Origin of the sequence: Catenulispora pinisilvae (assembly GCF_015356865.1) — a bacterium.
Classification (GTDB): Bacteria; Actinomycetota; Actinomycetes; order Streptomycetales; family Catenulisporaceae; genus Catenulispora; species Catenulispora pinisilvae.
In genome coordinates this window covers 1-11,357 of sequence record NZ_JAAFZA010000295.1, presented here as the reverse complement: position 1 = coordinate 11,357, position 11,357 = coordinate 1, and the positions used below count along the sequence as shown (strand labels likewise).

Below are 11,357 nucleotides of genomic sequence, written 5' to 3'. Positions count from 1 at the left end.
GCCGAGCGCCGGCCCCGCCACCCCGGCACTGGACACGGCCACGCTGAGCAGCGCGTTCGCGTCGCCGCGCCGGCTGTCCGGGATGAGCCGCGGGATCAGCGCCTGGAGCGACGGGCTGAAGACGCCCTCGCCGATCCCGGACAGCGCGGCGGTGACGGCCATCGCGACGAGCGTGGCGTGCCCGGTGAGCAGCAGCACGCCGAACGCCACCTGCGCCCCGCACCGCAGCAGATCGGAGGCGATCATCACCGGCCGCCCGCCGAGCCGGTCCGCGAACACCCCGCCGAGCAGCAGGAGCAGGATCACCGGCACGATCCGCGCGGCCATCACCCACCCCAGGCCGCCGGCCCCGACCCCGGTGTGCAGGACGGCGAACGCGGTGGCGACCGGGGCCATGGCGCTGCCGAGCTTGGAAGTGAGATAGCCGGTGAAGAACCAACGGAAGTCTTTGTCGGCCAGAGCACTGAACATTCGAGACACGTGGGGGAGCGTCGCCCGCGAACGACAGGGCGCTCAAGAGTTTTCTGCGTCAAAGTTGAGTCTCTTTGCCTGAACTTTATCGGGGGGCGTTTTTACCGCAGTAAATAGCCCTCTTGCCCGCCGCATTACACTTCTCTGGGAAGCGATGAGGGGAAGGCAGGGGTAGTGTTTACTGCGGTAATTTCAGAGGAGTTCGCGCCGCCCGTGGAGTACGCGGTCGCGGTAGAACGGTTCCTCGGCGCCGCGGGCCTGAGCGCGGCCTCGCAGCGGATCTACCGAATCGCCCTCACAACCTGGGCCTGGCTGCTGGTCGACCGCGAATCCCCGGTCGGAGCCGCCCGCCGAGGCGCCCCGGCGCCGGTGGTCCCGCTGGGCCTGCTCGACCACGCGACGGCCCCCGCCCGGCTGGCAGCCGGATTCGCAGCCCGGGAAGCAGCGGTCGGCGCCCGCACCGCGAACCGCGAACTGGCGATCCTTCGCAGTGCCCTGACCTGGTGGCGCGCCCGGGAATGGGTGACTTCCGACCCGACCGCCGGAATCCGCCGCCGCGCCGCGACGGCCTCAGGGGTCGAACCGCTCAGCGAGGACCAGGCGCGCGCCGTACTCCGCCTCCGCGCCCCGCTGCGCGAACAAGCCCTGTGGCACGCCGTCTACGACAGCGGCGGCGGCATCGAACGCATCCTCACCCTGGACGTCCCCGACCTGGACCCGAGCGGCCGCCGCACCCACCCGCGCGTCCCCGGCGAACCCCTGCACTGGCGCCCGACGACCGGGAACCTGCTGGCCCTGCTCGCCGCGGGCCGCCCCTCAGGCCCGCTGTTCCTCACCGACCGGCGCGCGCCGGCAGGCACTCCGGCCTGCGACCGGTGCAGGGTGACCGGCCGCGGACGGCTGTCCTACCGGCGCGCGGCGGAGCTGTTCACCGCGGCGACGCAGGGGCTTGACCCCGCAGGGCGGGGATGGACCCTGCGGCAACTGCGGCGTGGCTGAAAACCACAGGTAGCCGAACCTTCGCGCGTGGCAGTCTTCTGCCCGTGACGAGCGACGTGGTGTGGTGGCCGGATGATCCAGAGACCGACGCCGGCCGGGTCGCGGCCCTGACCGTCTCCTACAACACCCGCGAGCTGACCGCTTTCCTGCTCTGGTCCCTGCGCACGATCGTGACCTGGCCGAACCTGGAGATCGTGGTCGTCGACAACGGCTCCGGCGACGGATCGGCCGGCATGCTGGCCCAGGCCGCGGACGACGGCGTCTGCACGCTGCTCGCCAACGACGACAACCGCCAGCACGGCCCGGGGCTCAACCAGGGAATCTCCCACCTGGCCACCCGCCCCGGCCCGCGTCCGGAATGGATCTGGATCCTGGACTCCGACGTCGTGGCCACCCGCCCCGACGTGCTCTCGGCCGCCGTCGAGACAGCCCGGCAGAACTCTGCCGTCGTGGTCGGCGAGCCGCAGTTCAGCCAATGGCACCCCGACGGGGTCTTCGGCCTCTTCTCGCTGCTCCTCGACCCGGCCGTGGTCTGGCGGGCGTCGATCGAGCCGTTCAACGACGGCGGCGACCCGGCTTCGGACCTGCTGACCTCGGCCGCCCGCCATGGCGTCCCGACGGCCGCCTTCCCCTTCACCGCCGCCGGCCACGTCATCCACCGCGGCCGTGGCAGCCTGGCCGCCGTCCACGCGGCCGAAGACCGTGACCACCCGCTCTATACGTGGGCTCAGACCCATCACGCCGCGCACTACGCCGAGGTCCCCGGCGCGGATCAGCGCTACCGGGAGCTCCTGGCCAGGTTCCGCGAGGAATCGCACATCGTATAAGCATCCTTATGGGGTCCGCCCTCCGCTGGATGGGTGATTCGGCTCCGAAGCCCCTCCGAACCGCGTTAATGCCCGGCGACAATTGGTGCATAAGCGGGTGTGCCCCGGAGTCAGGGGCGCGGCGTTCCTCCGGGTCCGCCCGATCCGAAGACTGAGTTTGGCGGACACCATGGAGCCTGAGGAGGGGACGCGGCCGCTTCCGCGTCATCGTTTCGTCGAGTTGCCGGTGTTCGGGACGGCATCGGGGCGGGGCGGGGGTGCGGTGCGGCCCGACCGGATCGCCGAGCTGCGGACGATCGCCGGGATCGAGCCGGACGGCACGGCGACTCGGCGCAGCGGGCCGGAACGGGGATCGGCATCGGATCCGGAACGGGAATCGGACCCAGAACCGGAATCGGACCCAGAGCCGGAATCGGAACCGCGCGGCGAAACCGATAGCGCGACGCCGAAGTCCCGTATCCCCGCCCTCGACGGACTCCGAGCCCTCGCCGTCGCCGCCGTCCTGCTCTACCACGCAGGCTTCTCCCACGCCCGAGGCGGCTTCCTCGGCGTCGACGTCTTCTTCGTGCTTTCCGGCTACCTCATCACCGGCCTGCTCGCCCGTGAATACCTCGCGACCGGCGCCGTCGCCCTGGGCCGGTTCTACCGGCGCCGTGCGCGCCGCCTGCTGCCCGCGTTGTTCGTCGTCCTGGCCGGTGTCTGCGCTTACGTGGTCCTGCGCTTGCCGAGCGAGGCCGCCGGCTTCCGCAGTGACGCCACCGCCTCGCTGTTCTACGTCACCAACTGGTGGTTCGTCGCCAAGGGCCAGTCCTACTTCGGCGGGACCGGTCGCCCGAGCCTGCTGCTGCACCTGTGGTCGCTGGCTGTCGAGGAGCAGTTCTACGTGATCTGGCCGGCGTTCCTGCTGGTCGCGCTCGGGCGGTCGCCGCAAGGCGCGCGGATGGAGCGCATCGAGCGGATCAGGGCTCTGTGGCGCGCCGTCGGCTGGGCCACCTTGCTGAGCGCCTGCTCGATCGGCCTGTGCGTCATGCTCTACTCGCCCTGGCGCGACCCCTCTCGCGTCTACTACGGCACCGACACCCGCGCGTTCGAGCTGCTGATCGGTGTGCTCGCAGCGCTCGTGCAGATCGCCCGCGAGAAGCCCCGGCAGCCCCGGCAGGCGGCTGCCGCCGCGGACCGGTCGACCGCGCCCTCCTACCGCCGGATCGCCACCGAATCCGCATCCTTCCTCACCCTGGCCGGCATCGTGTGGGCCTTCGCGGCCGTGCCGGCGTCCTCGCCGACGCTCTACCCGTTCGGCCTGGCCGCGGTGTCCGTCGCGTCGGCCGTCCTCATCAGGACCCTGGTCGCGGGCAGCGCGGTGGCCAGCCTGCTGTCCCGCCGGATGTTCGTCTGGCTCGGCGAACGCTCCTATGCGCTCTACCTGTGGCACTGGCCGATCTTCGACGTCACCCGCCCCGGCGCCGATGTCGCCTGGCCCGCGCAGACGGTCTTCCTGGTGCGTGTCGTCCTCTCCCTGCTGTTCGCCGACCTGACCTACCGCTTCGTCGAGACGCCGGTCCGGCACGGTGCCCTCGGCCGGGCCGTTGCCCGCGCCCGTGAGGCCTTCGGCCGCCGCGAACTCGGCGTGCCGCTGGCGACCGCCGGATCGGCGCTGGCCGTGGTCGCGGCGGCCGCCATGCTCGCCGACACGCTGGTCACGACCGCCGCCGCGCACCCTGCCGACGCGCGGGCCGTCGCGGTCGACAACCGCCCGGACGCCGCTCTCGACGGGCCGCGCGGCGCCGCGCCGCAGCCCGAACCGCATGCCGCGACCACCGGGGCGGTCGGCAACGCGATCCCGAACTACCCGACCGCGATGCCGCCGCGTCCGGCGCATCCGCCGCGGGTGGCGCTGATCGGCGACTCGCAGGGGATGACCCTCTACCTCAACCGGCCGCCGGACACCGCCGAATACCTGCGGCTCTTCGACGACACCACCGAGGGCTGCGACTTCCTCGGCGGGCGGATCAGCAGCGGGGCGGGGGACCGTCGGGACCTGGACGCCGAATGCGGCGGCACGGTGGCGAAGTGGGCCTCCCGGATCTCCCGCGACCGGGCCCAGGCCGCGCTGATGATGGTCGGGGCCTGGGACCTGTTCGACGAGCAGGTGAACGGGACCGCGCTTCCGTTCGGCAGCGCCGGCTGGGACGCGTACTTCACCGGTCGGCTGGCTCAGGCGGTCGGCACTCTGAAGGCCACCGGCCTGCATCAGCTCGATCTCGCGCTGCTGCCGTGCTACCGGCCCGTCCACACCTCCGGCAGCGGCGGCGGTCTGTGGCCGGAGCGTGGCGATGACTCGCGCGTCGCGCACGTCAACGCGCTGCTGGCGGCCTACGCCCACGACCCGGCGCACCATGTCCGTGCGGTGTACCCGCCGGCGCAGTTCTGCCAGGACCCGGCCATCGCCGCCAGCCGCTCCTACCGCTGGGACGGGGTGCACTACTACAAGCCGGGCGCGCGGCTATATTTGCGAAACGCGATCCCCCAACTGCTGGAGGCGAAGTCGTCGTGATCGTGCCGGCGAACGAGGCGAGCTGGTCGGACTTGCAGGCGATTCTCAAGTCCGCCAACTGTCACGGTTGCCGGTGCTATTGCCAGCGGTTCAAGAGTCCGGGAAGCGATTGGCGCACCGTCTCCGACGAGGAGCGGGCCTTCCGGTTGCAGGCGCAGACCTCGTGCGGGGATCCGGAGGCGCGGACCACGAGTGGTCTGGTCGCCTACCGGGAGGGCGAGCCGGTCGGGTGGGTCTCGGTCGAGCCCCGGACCGCGTTCGGTGCGTTGCGCCGGAACCGGGTGCCGTGGCAGGGGCGGGACGAGGACAAGGGCGACTCCGGGGTCTGGGCCGTGACCTGCTTCCACACCCGGCCGGGGCATCGGAAGCAGGGAATCGCTGGGGAGCTGGCCAAGGCCACGGTGCCGTTCGCCCGGGAGCGGGGCGCCAAGGCGTTGGAGGCTTATCCGATGGTGGTCGAGCCGGGGGATTCGGTGCCTTGGGGCGAGACGCACGTCGGGACCAAGGCCATGTTCGAGGACTGCGGGTTCGTCGAGGTCAGCCGGCCCACGTTGCGGCGGGTCGTCATGCGGATCGACTTCTGAGCTGTCAGGGTACGGATGGTCAGGGCACGGATGGTCAGGAGCTCGCTGCCCGACCGCGTACCAGCGGTAGGAAGATCTCTTCCACGATCTCGACCAGCACGTCGTCCGGCACCTCCGGCAGACCGCGTAGTGCGTACTCGCCGCGCAGCACCGTGACCGGCACCGACGCCACCCGCGGGTGGACGGCTTCCGGCGGCGCCTCGCTCCGGGCCACGGCGCGTTCCAGCAGCGTCAGCCACGCCGCGTCCATGGCGTTGCCGCCGGTCTGCGTGCGCAGCAGCGTGAGCAGGTCGGGGTCGTCGCCGACCGCCGTGAGCAGGGCCCGCAACACAGCACCTTGCGGGGAGGACCAGGTGGCGTTCGCCGCCCGCAGCAGCGCCAGCGCGTCGGTGCGCAGCGCGCCGGTGTCCGGGACCTGGAGCTCCGTGTCGACGATGCGCCGGTACGCGGCGATGCCGAGGGCGGCGCGGGTCGGCCAGCGCCGGTAGATCGCGTTCTTGTTGGTCCCGGCGCGCTGCGCCACGCGGTCCATCGTCATGCCCGCGTACCCGGACTCGCGGAGCTCGCCGGCCGCGGCGCGCAGGATCGCGTCCTCCAACGCCGCGCCTCGGCGCCTGGTCGGGGTGTCGCGCTGCTGGTCGGGGCTCATCGCCGGATCTTCCTCTCGAAAATAGGGTACGCTCCGTACCCTAAGTTGGCCTACGTCGACCTGGTCGGCCTCAGTCGGCCCACGGATCGGAGACAGCGATGCGCGCCTTCGGCATCACCTACGACACCGGCTTCACCAGCGCCGGCACCACCAACCACGAACCGTTCCCGCCAGACATTGTCCAGGTTGAGATGCGCGTCATCCGCGAGGTGCTGCACTGCGACGCGGTGCGGATCACCGGCGGCGTCGCCGACCGGCTGGAGCTCGCGGCCCGGGCCGCGGCCGAGGCCGGGCTGGAGGTCTGGTACGCGCCGTTCACCAACGGCCTGACTCAGGACGAGTTGCTGGCCTTCCTCCTCGACGCGGCCGAGCGCGCCGAGCGGCTGCGAGCGGCCGGGGCGCGCGTCGTGTTCCTCACCGGCTCGGAGATCTCGCTGTTCACCGACGGCTTCCTGCCGGGTGCCACTTTCCAGGAGCGCGCGGCGGTTCTGGGCGATCCGGCGCGGTTCCGGGCGTTGCTGCCGCAGCTGAACGCGGACCTCAACGCGTTCCTGGCGCGGGTCGCGGCCGGGGTCAGGGCCCGATTCCAGGGCCGGGTCGGCTACTGCTCGGTCGCCTTCGAAGCCGTGGACTGGACGCCCTTCGACCTCATCGCCTCCGACGCCGGCTACCGCAACGCCACCAACGAGGCGGCCTTCAGCGAAACGCTGCGCGCGCAGGTCGCAGAAGTCGCGCAGGGCAAGCCGTTCGCCGTCACCGAGTTCGGCTGCGGCACGTTCCGCGGCGCCGCCGCCGTCGCGGGGCGCGAAGACGCGGTCGCCGAGTGGGGCCAGGACGGGCGGCCGGTCCGGATGGCTGAGGGGAAGATCCGGGACGAGCAGGAGCAGGCCGCGTATCTGCGAGAAATGCTTGGCCTGTATGACGAAGGCGGGGTGGACGCGGCCTTCGTCTACACCTTCGCGCGCTGGGACGAGCAGACACTCGGCGACCGCGAGAACGAGCCGGAGCGGGACTTCGACACCGCGAGCTACGGCATCGTCAGGGTGCTGCCGCCGGGGGTTGCCGAGGGGGAGTACGCGGAGTTGGGCTGGGAGCCCAAAGCCGCGTTCGGGGCAGTGGCGGAGTTCGGGCTGGCCCGGTCGGCCCGGTCGGCCCGGTCGGCCAGGGCCGCCGGGGTCGGCTGAGAGCGGCGGGACTATCCCTGCTGACTGCCCGAAGAAGCTCCTCGCCCGACCGAACGCGACGGCTCCTCATCCTCCGGCGCTATCCCGTGCCGCACCGCCCACAGCGCGGCCTGTGTGCGGTCGGCGACGCCGAGCTTCATCAGGATGTTGGAGACGTGCGTCTTGACCGTCTTCTCGGCCAGGACCAGCGTTCGGGCGATCTCGCGGTTGGAGCGTCCCCGCGCGATCAGTATCAGGACTTCGCGTTCGCGGGCGGTGAGTGCCGGGGCTGCTGAGCCGCTGTCTGCTCCGCTGCCGCTGCTCCCTGAGTCGAGCAGCGCGGCGGCCACTTCGGGTTCCAGCAGCACGTGGCCGGCGTGTACGGAGCGCACGGCCGCGGCCAGTGCCGACGGGTCGACGTCCTTATAGACGTAGCCGCGGGCCCCGGCCTTGATCGCCGGGACGATCATGCGGCGGTCGGTGAAGCTGGTCACGACCAGGACCCGGGCCGTGGAGCCGGCCTCGCGCAGCAGTTCCATCGCGGCGACGCCGTCCACGCCGGGCATCACCAGGTCCAGGAGGATCACGTCGGGCTTCAGCTCGGCCGCGATCTGGGCGCATTCGGCGCCGTCCGCCGCTTCGCCGACCACCTCGATGCCGTCCTGGAGTTCCAGGAAGGTGCGCAGGCCCTGGCGGACCATGCGGTGGTCGTCCGCGATCAATACCCTGATGACCTCAGGCCGCGCGCCCACGGTCCACCTCCAGCCGGATCTTCGTTCCCTGCCCGGGCGCCGAGGTGACGTCCAGGCGTCCGCGTACCGATTTGGCGCGGTCCCGCATCGACACCAGGCCCAGGCTGCGGCCGGCGCGGCGGACCGCGCCGGGGTCGAAGCCGATGCCGTCGTCGTCCACTTCCAGGAAGGCGCCGCCGCAGGCGTTGGTGCCGGCCGGGCAGCGCTCGGCCAGGCGCACGTTGATGGTGCTCGCCTCGGCGTGGCGCAGGGCGTTGTGCAGCGCCTCCTGCGCCACCCGCAGCAGGACCTCCTCGGCGGCCGGTGACAGGCCCTTGACGTCGGCGCCCTCGAAGGCGACCCGGGGGCCGCCGGCGGTCAGGTTCACCCGGTCCAGGACCTCGACGTGCTTGCGCAGGGTCACCGCGAGGCCGTCCTCCTCCAACTCGGCCGGCCGCAGTTCCACGACCACCGAGCGCAGTTCCTCGGCGGCTTCGCGGGCCAGGGCGGCGACTTGGTCGAGTTCGGCTCGGGCGCGGGCCCGGGCTTTGTCGGAGTCGTCGGTGTCGGCGGCGTCCAAGAGGTCGGCGGCGGCCTGGGAGGTCAGGCGCAGGGCGAACAGTTTCTGGGCCACGGCGTCGTGCAGTTCGCGGGCCAGACGGTTGCGCTCGCGGGTGATGGCCAGTTCGCGTTCGCGCTCGTACAGCCGGGCGTGGCGCAGGGCGATCGCGGCGTGGCCGGCCAGGACGCCGAGCAGTTCCTCGTCGTCGCCTGTGAAGCCGCCGGGCTTGTTGGCCAGGAACAGGGCGCCCAGGATCTCCTCGCCGTCGCGGATCTGCTGGCCCAGGAAGGCGCTCATCACCGGGTGCGCCTTGGGCCACCAGCCGAAGCGCGGGTCCTGGCGGATGTCCGCCAGCCGCTGCGGGGCCGGGTCGTGGAGCATCACGGCGAGCATGCCGTGCTGGCGGGGGAGCGGGCCGATCGCCGCCCACTGCTCGTCGGTGACGCCGTCAACCAGGAACTGCGCGAAGCTGCCGGCGCCGTCCGGGATGCCCAGGGCGGCGTATTCGGCGCCGATCAGCTCGCGGGCGGTGGCCACGATGGTCTGGAGTACCTCGTCGGTGGCCAGGTGCCGGCTGACCGCCAGGACGGCCGCGGACAGCCGGCGCATCGTGTCCAGCGCGTTCTGGGGACTCATCCGGACCTCATCTCGACCTCATATCGACACCGTAGCGCCGATGATCGCCGGGCCCCATCGGGCGCGGGACCGGTCGGGCCTAGGCCGCTGGACCTAGGACCAAGGGCCGTGGCGGATTCCGGTCCCCGGCCCGATCCCGGCGGCCGGGGCGCGGAGCAGGGTGAAGGGCATGAACACGACTACGAAGCAGACCGAGACGACCGGCCCGGCCGGCGCCTGGAACGGCAGCAACCCGGTGGCCGTCATCACCGGCGCCTCGCAGGGCCTGGGCCTGGCGCTGGCCCGCGGCCTGGCCGAACGCGGCTGGTCGCTGGTGATCGACGCCCGGACCCCGGAGCGCCTGGCCGCCGCCGACTACGAGCTGTCCAAGCTCACCACGGTCGTCGCGCTGGCCGGAGACGTCACCGACGAGGCACACCGCGCCGACCTCACCGAGGCCGCGGCCAATCTCGGCGGGGCCAGCCTGCTGGTGAACAACGCCTCCAGCCTCGGCGCCTCCCCGATGCCCTCGCTGGCCGGCTTCCCGCTGGACGCGCTGGTGGAGACGTTCGCGGTGAACGTGGTGGCGCCGCTGGCCCTGGCCCAACTGCTGCTGCCGCAGCTGCGCGAGCACGGCGGAGAGCTGATCAACATCTCCTCCGACGCCGCCGTGGAGCCCTACGAGGGCTGGGGCGGTTACGGCGCCTCCAAGGCCGCGCTGGACCACGCCTCGGCGATCCTGGCGCTGGAGGAGACCACGATCCGGGTCTGGGCCGTGGACCCCGGCGACTTGCAGACACAGATGCACCAGGACGCCTTCCCCGGCGAGGACATCAGCGGCCTGCCGTTGCCGCAGACCGTGGTGCCGGCCTTCCTGCGGCTGATCGACGAGCGCCGCCCGTCCGGCCGCTACCAGGCGCTCGACCTGGCCGGATCCCGGCGCGCGACGGCCGATGCGGAGGTGGCCTGATATGACGATCCTGCTGCATGAGCCCACTGTCGTGTGCGCGGCCTCGTGCGAGTCGGCGTCGACGCCGACACCGACACCGCCGGCCGGACCGGCGGTCTCCGGACCGCTGGACGCCGGGTTCAGCCTCTGCCCGGACCTGCTGGCCCACAAGCCCGCCGAGGCCCGCGGCCTGGAGCGGGACGGCGTGCGGCTGCTGGTCGCCCGCGGCCGCGGAGCGGACGATCCCGAGGTCGGGCACTACGTGTTCACCGATCTGCCGGACGTGCTGGAGGCTGGGGACCTGCTGGTCGTGAACAACTCCGGGACGCTGCCGGCGGCGCTGGACGCCGTGGACCCGGACAGCGGCGCGCCGGTGGTGCTGCACGTCTCGACCGGGACGCCGCAGGACCCGGACGCGTGGATCATCGAGCTGCGACGGCCGATGGGCGACGGGTCGACCAAGCCGTTCGCGCTGGAGCCGGGTTCGCCGGACCCGGACAGCCCGGCGGTCCCCGGCCTGCGGCTGCGGGTCACCGGCGGCGCGACGGTCACCCTGCTGCGGCCCTACACCCGGCGGCTGTGGGTGGCCCGGCTGGACCTGGGCACCTCGGTGGCCGACTACCTGAACCGGCACGGCCGCGCGATCCGCTACGACTACGTCGACCGGGACTGGCCGCTCGCCGCGTACCAGACGGTCTTCGCGGCCGTCCCGGGCAGCGCCGAGATGCCCAGCGCGGCCCGGCCGTTCTCGGCCGACGTGGTGGCGCGGCTGGTGGCCAAGGGCGTGTACATCGCGCCGATCACGCTGCACACCGGCGTGGCCTCGCCCGAGGCGCACGAGAAGCCCTACGCCGAGTGGTACTCGGTCCCCGCGGCCACGGCGGAGCTGGTCAACCACGTCCGCTCCCGCGGCGGCCGGGTGATCGCGATCGGCACCACCGCGGTGCGGGCGCTGGAGTCGGTGGCCGATGAGGAGGGGACGGTCCACGCCGGGCAGGGATGGACCGAGCTGATCATCACCCCGGAGCGCGGCGTACGTGCCGTCGACGGCCTGCTGACCGGATTTCACGAGCCGCAGGCATCGCATCTGCTGATGCTGACGGCGATCGCCGGGCCCCGGCTGATCCGGGCCAGCTACGACGCGGCGCTGGCGGCGCGGTATCTGTGGCACGAGTTCGGGGACGTGAACCTGCTGCTGCGGCGGTGAGGCTGCCGGGCTGGACTGCTCCAGCCCGGTTCGGGCGGGGTGGGGC

General features: G+C 72.3%; 11 protein-coding genes. 7 read left to right on the top strand and 4 right to left on the bottom strand.

The features are described 5' to 3' along the window. The coding region (locus IZR01_RS43620; protein WP_194927255.1) for an MFS transporter at window positions 1-471 on the bottom strand (471 nt) is incomplete at its 3' end. 213 nt (window positions 472-684) lie between these two features. On the opposite strand from IZR01_RS43620, the gene IZR01_RS43615 reads away from it, so the two are divergent. The 4 genes from IZR01_RS43615 (at window position 685) to IZR01_RS43600 (ending at window position 5,435) form a co-directional block, all read left to right on the top strand. Then, a complete protein-coding gene (locus IZR01_RS43615; protein WP_323747268.1) occupies window positions 685-1,470 on the top strand; it encodes a hypothetical protein in 786 nt (261 codons plus the stop codon). A 44-nt stretch (window positions 1,471-1,514) separates the two neighbouring features. Then, window positions 1,515-2,297, top strand: a complete 783-nt coding sequence (locus IZR01_RS43610; RefSeq protein WP_323747267.1) for a glycosyltransferase family 2 protein — start codon at window positions 1,515-1,517, stop codon at window positions 2,295-2,297. Window positions 2,298-2,466: 169 nt separating this feature from the next. Then, window positions 2,467-4,851 (top strand): acyltransferase family protein, encoded by a 2,385-nt coding sequence (locus IZR01_RS43605; protein WP_194927252.1) that lies wholly within the window; start codon window positions 2,467-2,469, stop codon window positions 4,849-4,851. Then, window positions 4,848-5,435 (top strand): GNAT family N-acetyltransferase, encoded by a 588-nt coding sequence (locus IZR01_RS43600; RefSeq protein WP_194898466.1) that lies wholly within the window; start codon window positions 4,848-4,850, stop codon window positions 5,433-5,435. The genes IZR01_RS43605 and IZR01_RS43600 overlap by 4 nt, the downstream gene beginning before the upstream one ends. A gap of 34 nt (window positions 5,436-5,469) precedes the next feature. On the opposite strand, the gene IZR01_RS43595 is transcribed toward IZR01_RS43600, so the two are convergent. Next, complete coding sequence (locus tag IZR01_RS43595; RefSeq protein ID WP_194898465.1) at window positions 5,470-6,084, bottom strand: TetR/AcrR family transcriptional regulator; 615 nt, start codon at window positions 6,082-6,084, stop codon at window positions 5,470-5,472. A 98-nt stretch (window positions 6,085-6,182) separates the two neighbouring features. Between IZR01_RS43595 and IZR01_RS43590 the strand changes: the two genes are divergently transcribed. Continuing rightward, complete coding sequence (locus IZR01_RS43590; protein WP_194927251.1) at window positions 6,183-7,268, top strand: glycoside hydrolase family 113 protein; 1,086 nt, start codon at window positions 6,183-6,185, stop codon at window positions 7,266-7,268. A gap of 11 nt (window positions 7,269-7,279) precedes the next feature. On the opposite strand, the gene IZR01_RS43585 is transcribed toward IZR01_RS43590, so the two are convergent. Both IZR01_RS43585 and IZR01_RS43580 read right to left on the bottom strand, forming a co-directional pair. After that, window positions 7,280-7,999: a response regulator gene (locus IZR01_RS43585; RefSeq protein WP_194898463.1), complete on the bottom strand. Its 720-nt coding sequence runs from the start codon at window positions 7,997-7,999 to the stop codon at window positions 7,280-7,282. After that, window positions 7,983-9,176: a GAF domain-containing sensor histidine kinase gene (locus IZR01_RS43580; RefSeq protein ID WP_194898462.1), complete on the bottom strand. Its 1,194-nt coding sequence runs from the start codon at window positions 9,174-9,176 to the stop codon at window positions 7,983-7,985. The genes IZR01_RS43585 and IZR01_RS43580 overlap by 17 nt, the downstream gene beginning before the upstream one ends. A gap of 169 nt (window positions 9,177-9,345) precedes the next feature. On the opposite strand from IZR01_RS43580, the gene IZR01_RS43575 reads away from it, so the two are divergent. Both IZR01_RS43575 and IZR01_RS43570 read left to right on the top strand, forming a co-directional pair. Next, window positions 9,346-10,125: an SDR family NAD(P)-dependent oxidoreductase gene (locus tag IZR01_RS43575; protein WP_194927250.1), complete on the top strand. Its 780-nt coding sequence runs from the start codon at window positions 9,346-9,348 to the stop codon at window positions 10,123-10,125. Window position 10,126: 1 nt separating this feature from the next. Then, the gene (locus tag IZR01_RS43570) at window positions 10,127-11,311 is read left to right on the top strand and encodes an S-adenosylmethionine:tRNA ribosyltransferase-isomerase (RefSeq protein ID WP_194898460.1); all 1,185 of its coding nucleotides are present in this window, start codon (window positions 10,127-10,129) and stop codon (window positions 11,309-11,311) included. The last annotated feature ends 46 nt before the right edge of the window (window positions 11,312-11,357 follow it).